This is a genomic window from Microbacterium sp. zg-Y818 (assembly GCF_030246905.1).
Lineage (GTDB): Bacteria > Actinomycetota > Actinomycetes > Actinomycetales > Microbacteriaceae > Microbacterium.
This window is the reverse complement of record NZ_CP126741.1, coordinates 1,072,490-1,091,080: the sequence shown is the minus strand read 5'-3', so window position 1 is coordinate 1,091,080 and position 18,591 is coordinate 1,072,490. Positions and strand designations below refer to the sequence as shown.

19 protein-coding genes are annotated in these 18,591 nt (G+C 69.5%); 2 read left to right on the top strand and 17 right to left on the bottom strand.

Going from position 1 to position 18,591, the window contains the following annotated elements; translation table 11 throughout:
* From ctaC to QNO21_RS04920, 3 genes are all read right to left on the bottom strand, one after another.
* A complete protein-coding gene (gene ctaC, locus QNO21_RS04930; RefSeq protein WP_257518744.1) occupies positions 1–897 on the bottom strand; it encodes an aa3-type cytochrome oxidase subunit II in 897 nt (298 codons plus the stop codon).
* 157 nt (positions 898–1,054) lie between these two features.
* On the bottom strand, positions 1,055–1,420 hold the full coding sequence (gene erpA, locus QNO21_RS04925) for an iron-sulfur cluster insertion protein ErpA (protein ID WP_257515938.1): 366 nt from the start codon (positions 1,418–1,420) through the stop codon (positions 1,055–1,057).
* A 78-nt stretch (positions 1,421–1,498) separates the two neighbouring features.
* Complete coding sequence (locus QNO21_RS04920; protein WP_257515937.1) at positions 1,499–2,893, bottom strand: dipeptidase; 1,395 nt, start codon at positions 2,891–2,893, stop codon at positions 1,499–1,501.
* Positions 2,894–2,943: 50 nt separating this feature from the next.
* Between QNO21_RS04920 and QNO21_RS04915 the strand changes: the two genes are divergently transcribed.
* Positions 2,944–3,516, top strand: a complete 573-nt coding sequence (locus tag QNO21_RS04915) for a DUF3043 domain-containing protein (RefSeq protein ID WP_374113660.1) — start codon at positions 2,944–2,946, stop codon at positions 3,514–3,516.
* Positions 3,517–3,526: 10 nt separating this feature from the next.
* On the opposite strand, the gene QNO21_RS04910 is transcribed toward QNO21_RS04915, so the two are convergent.
* The 5 genes from QNO21_RS04910 to dnaE are packed head-to-tail and all read right to left on the bottom strand — an operon-like array spanning position 3,527 to position 11,096.
* The gene (locus QNO21_RS04910) at positions 3,527–4,555 is read right to left on the bottom strand and encodes a quinone-dependent dihydroorotate dehydrogenase (RefSeq protein ID WP_257518743.1); all 1,029 of its coding nucleotides are present in this window, start codon (positions 4,553–4,555) and stop codon (positions 3,527–3,529) included.
* 27 nt (positions 4,556–4,582) lie between these two features.
* Complete coding sequence (nrdR, locus tag QNO21_RS04905; protein ID WP_257515935.1) at positions 4,583–5,059, bottom strand: transcriptional regulator NrdR; 477 nt, start codon at positions 5,057–5,059, stop codon at positions 4,583–4,585.
* A 12-nt stretch (positions 5,060–5,071) separates the two neighbouring features.
* The gene (gene hisD / locus QNO21_RS04900; protein WP_257518742.1) at positions 5,072–6,373 is read right to left on the bottom strand and encodes a histidinol dehydrogenase; all 1,302 of its coding nucleotides are present in this window, start codon (positions 6,371–6,373) and stop codon (positions 5,072–5,074) included.
* 49 nt (positions 6,374–6,422) lie between these two features.
* Positions 6,423–7,574: a hypothetical protein gene (locus tag QNO21_RS04895; RefSeq protein WP_257518741.1), complete on the bottom strand. Its 1,152-nt coding sequence runs from the start codon at positions 7,572–7,574 to the stop codon at positions 6,423–6,425.
* Between the two features lie 51 nt (positions 7,575–7,625).
* Positions 7,626–11,096 carry a DNA polymerase III subunit alpha gene (gene dnaE / locus QNO21_RS04890; RefSeq protein ID WP_374211407.1) on the bottom strand — a complete coding sequence of 1,157 codons (3,471 nt, stop codon included), beginning with the start codon at positions 11,094–11,096 and terminating at the stop codon, positions 7,626–7,628.
* 116 nt (positions 11,097–11,212) lie between these two features.
* On the opposite strand from dnaE, the gene QNO21_RS04885 reads away from it, so the two are divergent.
* Positions 11,213–11,686 carry an NUDIX hydrolase gene (locus QNO21_RS04885; RefSeq protein ID WP_257516097.1) on the top strand — a complete coding sequence of 158 codons (474 nt, stop codon included), beginning with the start codon at positions 11,213–11,215 and terminating at the stop codon, positions 11,684–11,686.
* Here QNO21_RS04885 and QNO21_RS04880 read toward each other — a convergent pair.
* The 9 genes from QNO21_RS04880 to QNO21_RS04840 all read right to left on the bottom strand — a co-directional run bounded on the left by QNO21_RS04880 (position 11,683) and on the right by QNO21_RS04840 (position 18,589).
* Positions 11,683–12,252, bottom strand: a complete 570-nt coding sequence (locus QNO21_RS04880) for a GNAT family N-acetyltransferase (protein WP_257518739.1) — start codon at positions 12,250–12,252, stop codon at positions 11,683–11,685. The two genes, QNO21_RS04885 and QNO21_RS04880, sit on opposite strands and share 4 nt — an antisense overlap.
* A 124-nt stretch (positions 12,253–12,376) precedes the next feature.
* Complete coding sequence (locus QNO21_RS04875; protein ID WP_257518738.1) at positions 12,377–13,297, bottom strand: RluA family pseudouridine synthase; 921 nt, start codon at positions 13,295–13,297, stop codon at positions 12,377–12,379.
* A gap of 1 nt (position 13,298) precedes the next feature.
* Positions 13,299–13,892 (bottom strand): signal peptidase II, encoded by a 594-nt coding sequence (lspA, locus tag QNO21_RS04870; RefSeq protein WP_257518736.1) that lies wholly within the window; start codon positions 13,890–13,892, stop codon positions 13,299–13,301.
* 9 nt (positions 13,893–13,901) lie between these two features.
* Positions 13,902–14,513 carry a DivIVA domain-containing protein gene (locus QNO21_RS04865; RefSeq protein WP_257517454.1) on the bottom strand — a complete coding sequence of 204 codons (612 nt, stop codon included), beginning with the start codon at positions 14,511–14,513 and terminating at the stop codon, positions 13,902–13,904.
* A 115-nt stretch (positions 14,514–14,628) separates the two neighbouring features.
* Positions 14,629–14,931 (bottom strand): YggT family protein, encoded by a 303-nt coding sequence (locus QNO21_RS04860; RefSeq protein WP_257517455.1) that lies wholly within the window; start codon positions 14,929–14,931, stop codon positions 14,629–14,631.
* Between the two features lie 6 nt (positions 14,932–14,937).
* Entirely contained in the window at positions 14,938–15,396 is a 459-nt protein-coding gene (locus tag QNO21_RS04855) for a cell division protein SepF (protein ID WP_257517548.1), read from the bottom strand.
* A gap of 35 nt (positions 15,397–15,431) precedes the next feature.
* The gene (locus QNO21_RS04850; protein WP_257518735.1) at positions 15,432–16,118 is read right to left on the bottom strand and encodes a YggS family pyridoxal phosphate-dependent enzyme; all 687 of its coding nucleotides are present in this window, start codon (positions 16,116–16,118) and stop codon (positions 15,432–15,434) included.
* A gap of 2 nt (positions 16,119–16,120) precedes the next feature.
* Positions 16,121–17,293, bottom strand: coding sequence for a cell division protein FtsZ (gene ftsZ, locus QNO21_RS04845; RefSeq protein ID WP_257518734.1), 1,173 nt, complete (start codon positions 17,291–17,293; stop codon positions 16,121–16,123).
* 171 nt (positions 17,294–17,464) lie between these two features.
* Positions 17,465–18,589 (bottom strand): FtsQ-type POTRA domain-containing protein, encoded by a 1,125-nt coding sequence (locus QNO21_RS04840; protein ID WP_257518733.1) that lies wholly within the window; start codon positions 18,587–18,589, stop codon positions 17,465–17,467.
* Between the last annotated feature and the right edge of the window lie 2 nt (positions 18,590–18,591).

Below are 18,591 nucleotides of genomic sequence, written 5' to 3'. Positions count from 1 at the left end.
TCAGTGGTCTCCCTCGGCCTCGCCGGCCGTGTTGCCCGGCAGGTTCTGCAGGCGATCGTAAGCGTCGTTGATGTCACCGGTCTGGCCGGCGGCGCGCAGCGTCTCGAGGTATTCCTCGTACTCGGCCTCGCTGACCACCTCGACGTTGAAGAGCATCATCGAGTGGTACTCGCCGCAGAGCTCGGCACACTTGCCGGCGTAGGTTCCTTCGCGGGTCGGCGTGAAGGACCAGTAGTTGTCCTTGCCGATGTACATGTCCTTCTTGTACAGGAAGTCGATGATCCAGAACGAGTGGATGACATCGCGCGACTGCAGCTGGATCTTGACGGTCTTGTCGACCGGCAGGTACAGCGTCGGAAGCGCGGCCTGGTCGATGTCGCCCACCGCGTCCGCGTTCGCCTGCACGCCCATCGTCCAGACGGACTCGTCGGTGTCGCCGTCGTCGGGGTTGTACTGGAAGTCCCACGACCACTGCTTGCCGATCGCGGTGATCGAAACGTCGGGGTCCTCGTACTGCGTTTCGAGGATCGTCTGGTCACGCGCGGTGAAGGCGAAGAACCCCACGACGAGGATCAGCGGGATCACGGTGTACAGGATCTCGATCGGCATGTTGTAGCGCATCTGCACCGGCAGGCCGGTCTGCCCGCGACGGCGGCGATACGCGATGGCGGCCCACCCCATGAGGCCCCACGTGACGAGGCCGACGGCCAGGAGGACGATCCAGGAAGTGGTCCACAGTCCGGAGACCATCTCCACACGGTCGGTCGCCGGAGCGCCGCCGTCCTCGAAGCCGGGCAGATAGCCGTTCAGCTCCGTCGGGGAGCACGCAGCCAGCGTGACTGCAGTGGCTGCTCCCAACGGGATGGCGGCCCAGCGTAGGCGGCGTTTTGATCGCACGGTGCACCTTTCCGGACGCGGGTATGACCAGCTAAGTCTAGGGCAACGTCACACCGGATTCAGGCCAACCACCCAGGTCCACATACGCGTCGTCCGGCGGTTTTCCCGCGCTGATCAGCGCAGGAACCGCCGGACGATGGGGCCGGAAACCTTCAGATCAGTGGAAGCTGTCTCCGCATGCGCAGCTGCCTGCAGCGTTGGGGTTGTCGATCGTGAAGCCCTGCTCCGAGATGGTGTCCTTGAAGTCGATCATGGCGCCGTCGAGGTACGGCACGCTCATGTCGTCGACGATCACCTCGACGCCGTCGAAGTCGACGGTCTTGTCGCCGTCGAGGTAACGCTCGTCGAAGTAGAGCTGGTAGATGAGGCCCGAGCAGCCGCCGGGCTGCACGGCAACCCGCAGACGCAGATCGTCACGGCCCTCCTGGTCGAGCAGGCTCTTGACCTTGGCGGCGGCGGCGTCGGTGAGCGAGACGCCGTGGTCGCGGACGACCTCGGCGACAGGCTGTGCGGTGTCGGTCATGGGGTCTCCCCTGGGTCGGGCCGCCGGGGGCGGCTGGATGCCACGATTCTACGCGCGTCCCCCGAGAGCCGGCCCGGGTCAGAGGCTTTTGGCGTCGAGACGCTCCAGCAGGAGCGCCTCGGAGACCAGCGCATTGCGGAAGGTTTCCAGGTGCAGCGACTCGTTCGGGCTGTGGGCCCGCGCGTGCGGGTCCTCGACTCCGGTGACGAGGATCTGCGCCTCGGGGAACTCGCGCACGAGATCGGCGATGAACGGGATCGATCCCCCGACCCCGATATCCACCGGCGGCACGCCGTAGCCCGCCTCGAGGGCTGCGCGGGCGTCTTCGACGGCCCATCCCGCCGTGTCTACGAGAAACCCGTCGCCGAAGTCCACGTCCGAGAAGGTGAGCTGTGCCCCGAACGGCGCATGCGCCCGAAGGTGCGCCTCGAGCGCCTCGTATGCATCGCGCGCCGATTGGCCGGGCGCCACGCGGGCGCTGATCACGACGGACACCTCCGGGCTGAGGGTGTTCGACGCGTTCACGACGCTCGGCGCGTCGATGCCGGTCACCGTCACGGAGGGCTTGTTCCAGATGCGGCTGAGAATGGTGCCGTCGCCGATCGGCGACACACCCTCGGGGAGCCCGGCCTCTTCGCGGAGCGTCTGCTCGCCGTACTCGGGAGTCTCGGCATCCCGGTGGCTGAGACCTGCGACCGCGACGCCGCCCTCGGCGTCCCACAGTGTCGAGAGCAGCTTGATCGTGGCCATCATCGCGTCCGGCACCGCTCCCCCGAACATTCCGGAGTGGGAGGCGTGGTCGAGGGTGCGGACGGTCAGCGTGAAGCGCGCGTTGCCGCGAAGCGAGACGGTGACCGCGGGCGTGCGCGAATCCCAGTTGCCGGAGTCGGCCACGACGATCACGTCAGAACGCAATGCGTCGGCGTTGTCTTCGAGGAAGGCGGCGAACGAGCGGGAGCCCGCCTCTTCCTCGCCTTCGATGAAGAGCGCCACCCCGAGGTCGAAGTCGGGGCCGAGCGCCTCGGTGAGCGCACGGAGCGCGCCGATGTGCGCCATCACCCCGGCCTTGTCGTCGGCGGCGCCGCGGGCGTAGAGGCGGCCGTCGCGGACGGTGGGCTCGAAGGGCGGCGTCTCCCACAGCGCTTCGTCGCCGACCGGCTGCACGTCGTGGTGAGCGTAGAGGAGGATCGTCGGGCGGCCGTTGCGGGCGGCACGGGTCGCAAGCACTGCCGGCATCCCGCGCTCGTCCGTGCCGGGAATCGCGGCGTCGCGCACCTCGACACGCTCGAAGATCCCGAGCCCTTCCGCGAGCTGCTTGACGGACTCCGCGCTGCGACGCACCTCGGCGGGGTCGAAACCGGGGAAGGCGATGGAGGGGATGCGCACCAGCGCGCCCAGGTCGGCGAGGGCGGCGGGCACGGCGGCGGTGGCCGCGGCGCGCACGGCCTCGGGGCGGGACAGGTCGGAACTCATGCGGGTAATCTTAGAGTGAACCCGATTCCCGCTATCCAGAGGATCCTCCCGTGGCCAACACCCCCGCTTCCGCGCCGAAGGAAACGTCGACGACGACGCCCGCCGAGCAGGTGGGCTCGGGCAAGGGCCGCCCGACGCCGTCGCGTGCCGAGCGCGAGGCGGCTCGCAAGCGCCCGCTGGTGGCCGACACCAAGGAGGCCAAGGCGCGCGCGAAGGCGGAGCTCGCCGCGGCGCGCGAGAAGGCCCGCATCGGCATGGCCAACGGCGAGGATCGCTACCTGCCGGCGCGCGACAAGGGTCCGCAGCGCAAGTTCGCCCGCGACTTCGTCGACGCCGGGTGGCACCTCGGCGAGGCCGTCATGCCGATGATGCTGCTGGTCATCGTGCTGACGTTCATCCCGATCGCCGCCGTCACCTACTGGTCGTTCATCGGCCTCTGGATCTTCATCCTCTTCGTCATCGGCGACATGATCATCACCTCCATCCGGGTGAAGAAGGTCGCGAAGGACCGCTTCGGCACGCGCATGGAGAAGGGCCTCGGCTGGTACGCCGCGATGCGCACGATACAGATGCGCTTCATGCGTCTGCCCAAGCCCCAGGTGAAGCGCGGCGCGAAGGTCTGATCGCTGCGCGTCAGCGTGCGGTTCGGGCGAGTCCGCGGTTGATCTGCCGCGCCCAGAGCGGCCCGCGGTACAGGAACCCGGTGTAGCCCTGCACGAGGTCGGCACCGGCGTCCAGTCGTTCGCGCACGTCGGCCGCCGTCCCCACTCCCCCGACGGAGATGACGCAGAAGGTCGCCGGAACCGCTGCGCGGAGCACCCGCAGCACCTCGAGTGAACGCTTCTTCAAGGGCGCGCCGGACAGTCCACCGTCGCCGGCTGCCGCCACCACCGCGGGGTCGCTCGTGAGCCCCTCGCGGGAGATGGTCGTGTTCGTCGCGATGATGCCTGCGAGCCCGGATTCGACGGCGAGGCGGGCGATCGCAGTGATCTCCTCGTCGGGCAGGTCGGGGGCGATCTTCACCAGCAGTGGCGTGCTCCCGGATGCGTCGCGCACGGCCTCGAGAAGGGGTCGCAAGGTCTCGACGGCCTGCAGTCCGCGCAGGCCCGGCGTGTTCGGCGACGACACGTTCACGACGAGGTAGTCGGCCAGCGGCGCGAGCAGACGAGTGCTGGTGACGTAGTCGGCGGTGGCATCGGCGACGTCGACCACCCGGCTCTTGCCGATGTTCACACCGAGCACCGCTCGCCGCTTGCGGCGGCGGAGGGCACGCAGGCGGGATGCCGCAGCCTCGGCGCCGTGGTTGTTGAACCCCATGCGGTTGACCACGGCCCGGTCGGGCACCAGGCGGAAGAGCCGCGGGCGGGGGTTGCCCTGCTGCGGGATCGCGGTGAGCGTGCCCACCTCGACGTGACCGAAGCCGAGCGCCCACAGCCCTGCGGCCCCGGTGACGTCCTTGTCGAAACCCGCGGCGACTCCGAACGGGGAATCGAAGGTGAGGCCGAGCGCCTGCGTGCGCAGTTGCGGCGCCGGACGCGTGAACCGGCGCACGAGCGGCGCGAAGGGCCGCAGCCCCAGCGTGCGGATCACCGTCATCGCCGCGTGGTGCGCGGTCTCAGGGTCCAGACGCGTGAGGACGGCGCGGAAGAGAAGTGGATACATCGTCGGGTACCTGCGGCGGGGGTCGGGTCAGTCCGCGTGCACGGCGGCGCGGGCCGCGGCGTGGTCGGCACGCAGCTGTGCGATGGCGGTCTCGAAGTCCTCGAGCGAGTCGAACGCCTGGTAGACGCTGGCGAAGCGGAGGTAGGCCACCTCGTCGAGGTGGCGCAGCGGCCCCAGGATAGCCAGCCCGATGTCGTTCGTGTCGATCTGCGACGACCCTGTCTGGCGGATCGCCTCCTCGACCGACTGGGCGAGGATCGCCAGGTCGCCCTCGGTGACCGGCCGGCCCTGGCACGCCTTGCGGACGCCGGACATGACCTTCTCGCGGCTGAACGGCTCGATGACGCCGGAGCGCTTGATCACGTTGAGGCTTGCGGTCTCTATCGTCGAGAACCGCCCGCCGCACTCGGGACACTGGCGTCGGCGGCGGATGCTCAGGCCGTCGTCACTCGTGCGGGAGTCGACGACGCGGGAGTCGGGATGGCGGCAGAAGGGGCAGTGCATGGCACCGACAGACTAACGCCCGAAGCGGGCGGTGACCGCTTCGCCGTGCGCGGGGAGGTCTTCGGCCGTCGCGAGCGCCACGATCCCATCGGCCACTTCCGCCAGAGCGGCGCGGTCGTACGCGATGATCTGCTGCGGGCGGAGGAAGGTCGACGCGGACAGTCCCGCCGCGTAGCGGGCCTGACCTCCGGTGGGGAGGACGTGGTTGCTCCCGGCGAGGTAGTCGCCCAGGCTCACCGGCGACGCGGCGCCGACGAAGACCGCTCCGGCGTTCACGAAGTCGTCGACGTGGGGGTCGGCGAGGTGCAGTTCGAGGTGCTCGGGGGCGTAGGCGTTGCTCACCGCCGTGGCGGCGGCGATGTCGTCGACCAGCACCACGGCCGACTGCGGGCCCGACAACGCCTGGGCGATGCGCTCCGCGTGCCGGGTGCGCGACGCGCGTTCGGTGACCGCGTCGATCACCGCGGTCGCGAGAGACTCCGACGGCGTCACCAGCACGGCGGAGGCCTGCTCATCGTGCTCGGCCTGGCTGATGAGGTCCATCGCGACCAGCACCGCGTCGGCGCTGTCATCTGCGACGATGAGGATCTCGGTCGCGCCGGCTTCGGAATCGGTGCCCACCACGCCCGCGACGGCGCGCTTGGCAGCCGCGACGAAGTTGTTGCCCGGCCCGGTGACGACGTCGACCGGCTCGAGCCCGATCGACGCAACCCCGTACGCGAACGCGCCGATCGCGCCGGCACCGCCCATCGCGTAGATCTCGGTCACCCCGACGAGCCCCGCAGCCGCAAGGATCACCGGGTGCACCCGGCCGCCGTGCTCGCGCTGCGGCGGGGACGCGAGGGCGACTTCGCCCACGCCGGCGACCTGGGCGGGCACAACGTTCATCACCACACTCGACGGGTAGACGGCCTTGCCGCCGGGGACGTACACGCCGGCGCGGCGGACCGGCCGCCACCGCTGCTCGACCCGGGCGCCGGGCGACAGCTCGACGGCCGACGGAGGCGGGACCTGCGCGGCAGAGGCTTCACGCACACGGCGGATGGCTTCTTCGAGTGCTGCACGCACCGTCGGATCGAGCGAGGCGATGGCCTCGTCGACGTGATCTTGAGGAACCCGCAGGGCGTGACCCGACGCGCGGTCGAAGCGCTCCGCCTGCTCGCGCAGCGCGGCCTCGCCGCGGGAGGCGACGTCGTGCACGATCTGAGCCGCCGTCGTGAGCGCCTCCGCTCGCGCCGCTTGAGCGCGCGGGACGGATGCCAGCAACTCGGCCGAGGTGAGCGTGCGGCCGCGGAGGTCGATCGTACGGATCATCCCACCAGATTACCGGCCCCTCCCCCGGCCGCCGGCCGGGCTGCGGGCCTCAGCCCCGCGTGACGTCCGAGACGTCGTGCAGGTATCCGACGCGCCCGTCTTCGTGGCGTACGACGAACACCTCGCCCCGGTCCTCGATCACGAGCGCCCACGCGTCGGGGCCGATGCGGAAAAGCGGCGCCCCCTGCGCATCGACGACGTCGCGTTCGACGGGCACGAGGGCCCAGAACGCCTGACTCACCGGTCCGCCGGAGACCACGACGGGCTCCTCGACGACGACGGCCGCAGCCCACTCCGCTTCGGCGTCGGACTCGGCGGGGGTCTCGTCTGCTGCGGCGAGCGGCTGGTCGTCCAGCGAGCGCTCGACGTCGGGATTCTCACCGAAGGCGTCGGTGTCGTAGGCGCCCGTGTCCCGCGCGTTCGTGCCGGCTGCGGCCGTGTCTGCTGCGGCGCCTGCGCCGTACGCGCCTGCACCGTACGCATCGGTGCCGTAGCCGCCGGCGGCGTGGGCTCCGGCAGTGCCGGAGGCCGCGTCGGCGGGCTGCGCCGTGTCGGCGGCCGGGGCGGGACGCTCCGGGGCCGGGCGGGCGACAACCGGCCGCAACGGCCGGGCGTTGCGGTGCGCCGGAATCTCACGCCGGTACTTGAAGTCCTCAGAGAGCGTCGGCAGCAGCGGGGCGAAGACGGTGAGCACGACGCCGGCGAGCATCAGGAAGAACTCGACCCACACGACCCAGCTGCTCAGCCACACATCGGTCTGCACACCACGCACCACGTTGGTCCACAGCGCGGCGAGCCACACGACGGCGGAGACCGAGAACGCCACCGAGGCGAACTGATCGATCCCGAGCGAGCCGACGCGGCGGATGCCGTCGGGCGAGAAGCGGCGCAGGACCACGAGGAACACCGCCACCGTGGGAACGCCGATGGTGAGGATCCAGTCCAGACCCGAGTTCCAGACCGAGCCCCCGATTCCCCCGACGTCGCCGATGAGCTCGTCGCGGTACAGGGAGAAGAACGACACGATGAACGCCACGAGCCAGACAGCCAGGAGCGCCACTTCGCGCACCGAGAACGGACCCACGCCGTACTGCGGCGGGGCACCGGCGGACGCGGGCGCGGAATGCGCTGTGGCATCCGCGGCATCGGTGGAGTGATCGGGGGTGTTCACGGTGTTCTCGTCGAGCCGCTCGTCGGTCACGGTTCATCCCTTCGCCGTCGCGCCGGAGGCGCGGTCATCCGATGGTACCGGTCAGCCTAGGCAGTGGGGACCCAGCAGGCCCTTCAACTCGCCATAGAGATCCGCGGTCACCTGCACGTGCAGCGGCACCTCGAACACCTTCGCGATGCCGCCCTTGTGCACCTTCAGCGTCACCTCGGTGTCGCCCCGGTGCCGCGTGAGCACCTGTGCCAGTTCGCCGATCACGGCCTCGGTCGCCCGGTGCTCGGGCATCGTGAGCGTGAGCGGCCCGGCGACGTCGGTCGTGCCCAGATCCGGCGAGAATGCCGACTGGCCGTGCAGGTTCAGGCCGTCGTCGCGCCGCGAAACGCGGCCGCGGACGACGAGGATGGAGTCGGCGACGAGCATCGACTGGAACTCGGTGTACGTCTTGCCCATGAACATCACGGTCACCTCGCCGTTGAAGTCCTCGACCGTGATCATGCCGTACGGGTTGCCGCTCTGCTTGGCCACCCGGTGCTGCACGCTGGTCACGAGGCCCGCGACGGTGACCTGGTCGCCGTCCTGCACGTCCTCGGAGGAGAGCAGGTCGTGGATCGACATCGAGGCGTGCTTGGCCAGAGGTATCTCGAGACCGGCCAGCGGGTGGTCCGAGACATACAGGCCGAGCATCTCGCGCTCGAAGGCCAGCTTGTCCTTCTTGGTCCATTCCGGTCGCTCCGGCACCTTGGGCGGCATGACCTCCTCGGCCTCGTCGTAGAGGCTGTCGAAGTCGAAGCCGATGGCGCCGGTCGCGGCCTTGCGCTTGGAGTCCACGGCGGCCTCGGTGGCATCCTCGTGGATCTCCATCAGGGCACGGCGTGTCGAGCCCAGTGAGTCGAACGCCCCGGCCTTGATGAGCGACTCGACCGTGCGCTTGTTGGCGACGTGGATCGGCACCTTGGTGAGGAAGTCGTGGAAGCTGACGAAGTTGTCGTCGGCACGCGCCGTGACGATGCCGTCGACGACGTTGGTGCCGACGTTGCGAATCGCGCCGAGACCGAAGCGGATGTCGCTGCCGACGGCGGCGAAGTACCGGATCGATTCCCGCACGTCCGGCGGCAGCACCCGGATGCCCATGCGGCGGCACTCGTTGAGGTATACCGCGAGCTTGTCCTTCGCATCGCCGACGCTCGTCAGCAGCGCCGCCATGTACTCGGCGGGGTAGTGCGCCTTCAGGTACGCCGTCCAGTACGACACCAGCCCGTACGCGGCGGAATGAGCCTTGTTGAAGGCGTAGTCGGAGAAGGGCAGGAGGATGTCCCACAGCTTCTGGACGGCGGCGTCGGAGAACCCGTTCGCGTGCATGCCGGCCTGGAAGCCCGCGTACTGCTTGTCGAGCTCGGACTTCTTCTTCTTGCCCATCGCGCGGCGCAGGATGTCGGCCTGACCGAGGCTGAACCCGGCGACGCGCTGGGCGATCGCCATCACCTGCTCCTGGTAGATGATGAGGCCGTAGCTGGTGCTCAGGATCTCGGCGAGCGGCTCTTCGAGCTCAGGGTGGATCGGAGTGATCTCCTGCAGCCCGTTCTTGCGCAGCGCGTAGTTGGTGTGGGAGTTCGCTCCCATCGGGCCCGGCCGGTACAGCGCGATGACGGCCGAGATATCTTCGAAGTTGTCGGGCTTCAGCAGCCGCAGCAGCGACCGCATGGGTCCGCCGTCGAGCTGGAACACGCCCAGCGTGTCGCCCCGGGCCAGAAGGTCGTACGCCGCCTGGTCGTCGAGCGCGAGGTCCTCGAGCACGACCTTCTCGCCGCGGTTGGCCTCGATGTTGTCCAGCGCGTCGTCGATGATCGTGAGGTTGCGCAGCCCCAGGAAGTCCATCTTGATGAGGCCCAGGGACTCGCACGCCGGGTAGTCGAACTGCGTGACGATCTGGCCGTCCTGCTCGCGCTTCATGATCGGGATGATGTCGATCAGCGGCTCGCTGGACATGATGACGCCGGCGGCGTGCACGCCCCACTGGCGCTTGAGGTTCTCCAGGCCCACGGCGGTGTCGAACACCGTCTTGGCCTCGGGGTCGCTCTCGATGACGGAGCGGAACTCGGATGCCTCTTTGTAGCGGGGGTGCTTCGGGTCGAACATCCCGCCCAGCGGCATGTCCTTGCCCATCACCGCCGGCGGCATGGCCTTGGTGAGCTTCTCCCCCATGCTGAAGGGGAACCCGAGCACGCGCCCGGCATCCTTCAGCGCCTGCTTGGCCTTGATCGTGCCGTAGGTGACGATCTGGGCGACGCGCTCGTCGCCGTACTTCTCGGTGACGTACTGGATCACCTCGCCGCGGCGCCGGTCGTCGAAGTCGACGTCGAAGTCGGGCATCGAGACGCGGTCGGGGTTGAGGAACCGCTCGAAGATCAGACCGTGCTCCAGCGGGTCGAGGTCGGTGATCTTCATGGCGTACGCCGCCATGGAGCCGGCGCCGGAGCCACGGCCGGGGCCGACGCGGATGCCATTGCGCTTGGCCCAGTTGATGAAGTCGGCGACGACGAGGAAGTAGCCGGGGAAGCCCATCTGCACGATGACGCCGGTCTCGTACTCCGCCTGCTTGCGCACGGCGTCGGGGATGCCGCCGGGGTACCGCTCGTGCAGGCCGTTCTCGACCTCTTTGACGAACCAGCTCTCCTCGGTCTCGCCCTCGGGCACCGGGTAGCGCGGCATGTAGTTGGCCGAGGTGTTGAACTCGACGTTGCAGCGCTCGGCGATGAGCAGGGTGTTGTCGCACGCGACCTCGTGGTCGCGGAAGATCTGTCGCATCTCGGCGGGCGACTTGACGTAGTACCCGTCGCCGTCGAACTTGAACCGGTTGGGGTCGTCGAGGGTGGACCCTGACTGCACGCACAACAGCGCCGCGTGGCTCGTGGCGTCGTGCTGGTGGGTGTAGTGCAGGTCGTTGGTGGCCAGCAGCGGAATGCCGAGGTCCTTCGCGAGCCGGTGCAGGTCGGTCATGACCCGGCGTTCGATCGACAGACCGTGGTCCATGATCTCGGCGAAGTAGTTGTCCTTGCCGAAGATGTCCTGGAACTCCGCCGCCGCCGCGCGCGCGGCGTCGTACTGCCCCAGCCGCAGGCGCGTCTGCACCTCGCCGGACGGGCAGCCGGTGGTGGCGATGAGCCCCTTGGAGTACGTCTGCAGCAGCTCGCGATCCATGCGCGGCTTGAAGTAGTAGCCCTCGATCGAGGCCTTGCTCGAGAGGCGGAAGAGGTTGTGCATGCCCTCGGTCGTCTCCGACAGCAGGGTCATGTGCGTGTAGGCGCCCGAGCCCGAGACGTCGTCGCTGTTCTGCTCGGGCGTGCCCCAGCGCACCCGTGACTTGTCGCTGCGGTGCGTGCCCGGGGTGACGTACGCCTCGATGCCGATGATCGGCTTGATGCCGGCGTCTTTCGCCGTCTTGTAGAACTCGTACGCGGCGAAGGTGTTGCCGTGGTCGGTGACGGCGATGGCCGGCATGTCCAGCCGCACCGCCTCTTGGACCATGGCGCCGATGCGGGCCGCGCCGTCGAGCATCGAGTACTCGCTGTGGACGTGAAGATGAGCGAAGGAGTCGGATGCCACGGGTTCCAGTCTACGAGGAGCCCCGACATCGGCGGTCGGGCTGAGGGCGCGCCGCCTAGGCTGGGAGCATGGCCACTCCCGATTTCGTCCTGTCGCTGCGCGAGAGCATCGGGCACGCCCCGCTCCCCCTCGTCGGCGTCACCGCGGTGGTGTTCCGCGACGAGAAGGTGCTGCTGGGAAAGCGCGCCGACAACGGCTCATGGCAGTCGGTCTCGGGCATCGTCGACCCCGGCGAGGAGCCGGCGGATGCCGCCGTGCGCGAGTGCCTCGAGGAGGCCGGCGTCGTGGTGAAGGCCACGCGACTCGCCCTCGTACAGCAGATGCCTCGCATCACCTACGCCAACGGCGATCAGGTGGACTACCTCGACCTGGTGTTCCGATGCGAGTGGGTGTCGGGTGACCCGCACCCCGCCGACGGCGAGCTGACCGAGGTCGGGTTCTACGGCCTCGGCGAGATGACCGACGTCGCGCCCGAGAACGTGCGCAAGATCGCGCTGTCGATGGCCGAGGACGACCCGGCGACCTTCCGCGGCGGGCGCTAGAGGTCCAGCCGCATCAGCACGCGGGGAAATCCGGCGAGCACGGAGTCGGTGTCGGCGGCTTTGACGAATCCGGCGCGCTCGAACAGCGCCCGCGTGCCGACGTACGCCATCGTGAGGTCGACCTTCTCGCCCCGGTTGTCGACCGGGTAGCCCTCGATCGCCGGGGCGCCCCGCTCCCTGGCGTACGCCACGGCACCGTCGACGAGCGCGTGGGCGATCCCCTGCTTGCGGTGCCCCGGCCGCACCCGCACGCACCACAGCGACCAGACGTCGAGGTCGTCGACGTGCGGGATCTTGCGGTTGCGGGCGAACGAGGTTCCCGCCCGCGGGTACACCGCCGCCCAGCCGACCGGTTCGGCGCCGTCGTAGGCGACGACGCCCGGCGGTGGCTCCTCCGCGCACAGCTCCCGCACCCGCTCGGCGCGCGCGGATCCTCGCAGGGCATTGTTCTCGCGCGATCCGATGCGGTAGCTCAAGCAGAAGCACACGTTGGATGCCGGATTCTTGGGTCCGACGATCGCCGCGACGTCTGCGAACACGGTGGCGGGGCGCACGTCGATGACCATGACGCCATCATGGCGTCTCCCGGAAACAGGAGGAATGCCCGCAACAGGAGGAATCCGGCTGGATCGTCCTGTTCCGGTGATTCCTCCTGGGGCGGGGATACCGGGCGGGGTGCCGTGCCGGCGGTCAGTCACCGCGCAGCACGTCGAGGGCGTGCTGCAGATCGGCGGGATACCGAGAGGTGAAGGTGACCCAGTCGGTCGTCGCCGGGTGGGCGAACGAGAGCTCGCGAGCGTGCAGCCACTGCCGCGTGAGGCCCAGTCGCGCCGCCATCGTGGGATCGGCGCCGTAGAGCGGATCCCCGACGCACGGATGCCGGTGGGCGGCCATGTGCACGCGGATCTGGTGGGTGCGTCCCGTTTCGAGGTGTATCTCCAGCAGTGACGCACCGGGGAAGGCCTCGATCGTCTCGTAGTGCGTGACGGAGTCCTTGCCCTCGGGGGTGACGGCGAACTTCCACGAATGCGAGGGGTGCCGCCCGATGGGCGCGTCGATCGTGCCCGCGAGCGGGTCGGGGTGCCCCTGCACGACGGCGTGGTAGATCTTCTCGACCGTGCGCTCCTTGAACGCGCGCTTGAGCGCGGTGTAGGCGCTCTCGGTCTTCGCCACGACCATGAGCCCGCTGGTGCCGACATCGAGCCGGTGCACCACGCCCTGGCGCTCGGCGGCGCCGCTGGTCGCGACGCGGAATCCGGCTGCGGCCAGCGCCCCCAGCACGGTCGGGCCCTCCCAACCGACGGAGGGGTGGGCGGCGACGCCGACAGGCTTGTCGACGACGATGATGTCATCGTCGTCGTAGACGATGCCGAGGTCCGCAACGGCGACGGGCACGACCCGCGGCGGCTCCTTCTCAGCCCACGTCACCTCGAGCCAGCCGCCGGCGCGGAGCTTGTCAGACTTGCCCAGCGTGCGTCCGTCGAGGACGACACCGCCTGCTTCGGCCACCTCGGCGGCGAAGGTACGAGAGAAGCCCAGGAGCTTGGCGAGGGCGGCATCCACCCGCACGCCGTCGAGCCCGTCGGGAACGGGAACGCTGCGACTTTCCATGTCAGGCCTTCGCGGCCTCGTCGGAAGCCGAGGCGGCGTCGCCGTCGGACGCAGGCGCATGGTGCCGGTGGTGTTCGCGTGTGCCGTCGAACCGCAGGCCGACGAGCACCAGCACGGCGACGCTGATCATCATCGTGACGATGAAGATGTCGGCGATGTTGTAGATCGCGGAAGGGAACCCGAGCCACATCCACGGGGTGTGGATGAAGTCGATCACGTGGCCGACCAGAAACCCCGGCTCGCGCAGCAGGCGGTCGGTGAGGTTGCCCAGAATGCCGCCGAGGAGCAGTCCCAGCACCACTGCCCAGAGGCGGGAGTGCACGACGCGCGCGGCGAGGACGACGATCGTCACGGCAGCGGCGAGAAGGACCAGCGTGAAGATCCAGGTCACGCCCTCACCCAGGGAGAATGCCGCACCGGGGTTGCGCGTGAGGTAGAGCTGGAAGAAGTCACCCAGGACGGGAACCGTCTCCTCATAAGGGAGGTTCTCGATCGCGAGATGCTTGGTGAACTGGTCGGCGGCCAGCACCAGCGCCGCGAGAGTCGCGATGATGGTGCCGGCCGCCGCCGTACGCAGAGGCGTCCGTTCGGTCAAGGACCAGGCCTAGTGGCCGACGGCCGAGACCGGCGCGGAGCCGGACGTCGTGCCCGTGGTGTCGAGGTCGCGGAGCTTGCCCTCGATGTAGCTGCGCAGCTGCGAGCGATAGTCGCGCTCGAACTGGCGCAGTTCGGCGATACGCGTCTCGAGCACGCCGCGCTCCTTTTCGAGCCGGGCGATCTCGTCGCGGCCGCGGGCCTCGGCCTCGGCGACGATCGACGCCGCCTGTGCCTGCGCCTCGGAGATGAGCTTGTCGCGCTGAGCCTGGCCCTCGGCCACGTGCTCGTCGTGCAGACGCTGCGCGAGCTCGATGATGCCGGCGCTGGCGGCGACGGGAGCGGCCGGCGCGGACTCGGCGGCGGGGGTCTCGGCGACCACCTCGACGGCTTCGACCTCTTCGACCTCGGCGGGGGCCGCAGCGGCGGACGCGGCCGCCGGCGTCTCACCGGACTCGTAGGCGGCGAGCTTGGCCTTCAGCTCTTCGTTCTCCGCGATCGTCTTGCGCCATTCGACGACGATCTCGTCGAGGAAGTCGTCGACCTCGTCCGGGTCGAATCCTTCCTTGAAGCGCACGTGCTGGAACTGCTTGGTGACGACGTCATCGGGGGTCAAAGCCATTGTCTGGTCCTCTTTCGGAGCTCACGTCGCGGGCCGATCGGGAGCAGCCCGCTACCTGCGGGCCGATCAAACCAGCATAGTGCGAGCGGTCACGGGCCGCGAGGCGGGATGGGGGTCAGGGTCCGGCGATCGAGCGCGTGATCGACAGCAGCACGAAGCAGACGAGCATCGTCAGCGGGAATGCGAGATCGACGGCCACCGGCCCCAGTCGGAGCGGGGGGATGAACCTGCGGAGCAGCTTGATCGGCGGATCGGTGACCGTGTAGACGATCTCCGCCGCGACCAGGCCTGCGCCGCGGGGGCGCCACGATCGATTGAACATCGGGATGTACTCGAGGATCAGCCGCACGAGCAGCAGCAGAACATAGACGAGCAGGAGCGAGTTGACGATCGAGGCGACGAGCTTGAGCACGTCCACGGCGGTCTACTGCGCGAAGGCCGGCGCCTCGGGGTCGGCCTGCACCACAGCACCGTCACCCGACACCGCGACGTTCTCGGGCGACAGCAGGAACACCTTGCTGGTCACGCGCTCGATGCGACCGAACAGGCCGAGCGAGAGCCCGCTGGCGAAGTCGATCAGGCGACGCGCGTCGGCGTCACTCATCTGCGAGAGGTTGATGATCACGGGGATGCCGTCGCGGAAGTTCTCGGCGATGATCTGGGCGTCGCGGTACTGCTTGGGGTGCACCGTGAGGATCTCGCTGATCGCGCTCGGCGCGGGCTGGCGCACCACGGCAGGACGGTGGATCGGGGTCACCGGGGCGGGAGCCTTCTCGATCGGCTTCTCGCGGCGCGGCTGCTGCTGCGCTGCGGGCTCCTCGTAGACCTCTTCCTCGTCGGCCAGACCCAGGTACACCATGGTCTTCTTGAGGGGGTTCGACATCGCAATCCTCCGTGGTTCGCTCGTGTGTTCCGAGGCTATCCGTGCACGGGCCTCGGGCCCGTGATTGCCGAGCCGATCCGCAGGTGTGTCGCACCCGCGGCAATCGCCTCGGAAAAATCGCCGGTCATTCCGGCTGACATCCACCCCGCGTCGGGCACGACCGCGCGCACCTGATCGCGTGCCGCAGCGAGGCGGGCGAAGGCATCCGCCGCCGGTTCATCCAGCGGCGCGACGCCCATGACCCCGCGCACCCGCAACGTCGGGCACGTGCCGACGATGTGCTCCGCGAGACCGGCGACGTCGTCCGGCGATGTGCCGCCCCGCCCCGCGTCGTCGGTGAGATTGACCTGCAGCAGCACGTCGAGGATGCCTGCGACGGACTGCCCCGCCGCTTCGAGAGCATCTGCCAGCCGCGCGCGGTCGACCGAATGCACGACGGCGGCCGCCTCGCGGATGGCCCGGGCCTTGTTGGTCTGCGCCTGGCCGACGAAATGCCAGCGCAGGTCGGCGAGATCGGCAAGCTCCGCCCGCTTCGCGGTCAGCTCCTGCTGGCGGTTCTCCCCGACGTCGCGCACGCCCAGGTCGTACAACTCCCGGATGAGCGACGCGGGGTGGAACTTCGTCACCACGACGCGTGTGATCTCGCCCGGGTCACGGCCCGCCGACCGAGCGGCATCCACGATGCGCGCGTCGACGTCGGCGAGCCGCGCCTTGAGATCCACGGTTACTTCAGGAAGTCGGGGATGTCCAGGTCGTCGTCCCCGAATGCCGACTCGTAAGAGTCGGTCGAAGCCGGCGCACTGACGGTCACATGCTCGCGCTCGCGCTCCCGCTCCCGCGGGGTCTCGGCCTGAGCAGGCACCTCGCGGGCGGCTTCCGCGGCCGGAACCGTCGGCAGCACGGGAGCGGACGTGGCCCGCTGGGTCACCGGGTCCAGCCGCAGAGCGGGTTCGCCGCCGTCGAAGCCGGCCGCGATGACCGTCACGCGCACCTCGTCGCCGAGGGTGTCGTCGATCACCGTTCCGAAGATGATGTTCGCCTCGGGGTGGGCCGCTTCCTTGACGAGCTGAGCGGCGTCGTTGATCTCGAAGATGCCGAGGTTCGAGCCGCCCTGGATCGACAGCAGCACGCCGTGGGCGCCTTCGATCGACGCCTCCAGCAGCGGGGACTCGACCGCGAGCTCGGCGGCCTTGATGGCACGGTCGGCGCCGCGTGCGGAGCCGATGCCCATGAGGGCGGATCCCGCCCCCTGCATGACCGACTTGACGTCGGCGAAGTCGAGGTTGATGAGGCCCGGCGTCGTGATGAGGTCGGTGATGCCCTGCACACCGGCGAGCAGCACCTGGTCGGCGGTGGCGAAGGCCTCGATCATCGAAATGCCGCGGTCGCTGATCTCCAGCAGACGGTCGTTCGGCACCACGATGAGGGTGTCGACCTCTTCCTTCAGCTTCGACACGCCCAGCTCTGCCTGGCTCTGGCGACGGCGGCCCTCGAAGGAGAACGGCTTGGTCACGACACCGATGGTCAGCGCGCCGATCGACTTCGCGATGCGCGCCACGACCGGAGCGCCGCCCGTGCCCGTGCCGCCACCCTCGCCCGCGGTCACGAAGACCATGTCGGCGCCGGTGAGCGCCTCTTCGATCTCCTCCGCGTGGTCCTCAGCGGCGCGACGGCCGACCTCGGGATCGGCACCTGCGCCGAGTCCTCGGGTGAGCTCGCGCCCGACATCCAGCTTGACGTCGGCGTCGCTCATCAGCAGCGCCTGAGCGTCGGTGTTCACCGCAATGAACTCCACGCCCCGCAGGCCGAGATCGATCATGCGGTTGACGGCGTTCACGCCGCCGCCTCCCACACCCACGACCTTGATAACCGCGAGGTAGTTCTGGTTCTGGCTCATGCGCCGGCCTCCGTATCGTCCCGAACCCTAAACCTTCAACCTCATGTAGAGGTTTAAAGAAATGCTGGGTATGCAATTCCCGCTGACTCCGAAGCTAGGGTGCGGACGGGCCGCGCCGTGCAGCGTCGTGGGCGTGTCGCCGGATGCGAATTCAGAACCGGTCGTGGCGGGTCAGCGCAGCACGATGGCGTCGGGCGAGGACACGTCGTAGGCGGCCACCGTCTCGGGCGGCCGCGACCGCATGATGGTCTCGAGCGCAAGCGCCTTCATGGCCGACTGGTCGGCGCCTCCCCACACGATCTCGGTGCCGGTCGCCCCGAGGGTGAGCGTGACGTCGTTCGGCGTCGAGGCCGCGACCTGCGTCACCTGCATGCGGATGCCGGCGGGCAGCGACCGCACGACATGACCCACGGCCTCGAAGGCGTCCGATTGCGCACCACCGGCGACCTCGAGCAGCGGCTCCCCCACCGGCGGCGTGCTCGTCGTCGACAGTCCCACGCCCGCCGCGTCGACGAGGGTGTACCCCGCCGGCGACGACAGCACGCCGATCGGGGTGCGCTCCACGATGCGCACGACGAGCTCGTGCGGCGGACGCGCTTCCAGCGAGTAGGTCTCGACGAGGGGGAAGCCCACCAGCACGGCCTTGACCTCACTGTCGTCCACGAGCGGCATCGGCGTTCCGACCTGGCCGGACAGCGCCTCCTCGACGGCGCCGGCATCGAGTCGATCGGCGCCTTCGACGGTGATCGTCTGCACGGCGAACAGCGGGCTGTACGCGGCACCGAGTGTGCCCAGCACGAGCAGCAGCACGGCCGCGGCGACACCGATCCACGCCATCTGCCGGCGACGCTGGCGTGCCGTGAAGCGGCGCACCTCTGCGCGCAGCGCCCTCCTGCGGGCGCGGGCGGCGCGCATCACATCGCCCCACCGCACCTCGTCGCCTGCAGGCTCGGCCGGCGGGCGGGCGGACTCAGCGCCGCTCGCGGCATCCACGGCAGGGGGCGCAGGTCGAGTCAGCGGGCCGGCGTCCGCCGACGTGACCGCGTTCGGCGGGTCTTCGCGAAGGTGGAACGGGATCACCGGCGCGAGCGGCATCGTCTCGGCCTCGTCGGGCGGGGCGTCACCGGCGGAGCCGCGATCGACGGCCTCGGGAACCTCGGAGCTCGCCTCGGCGGGCTGCGGCCGTCGCGGCGGCCCCACGGTGCGGGGCGGGTCGACGGCGCGCGTCGCGGCATCCGTCCCGCCTTCTTCGGGGCGCGCCTCCGACGGCGGCGGGATGGGGCTCGGCCGGCGCATCC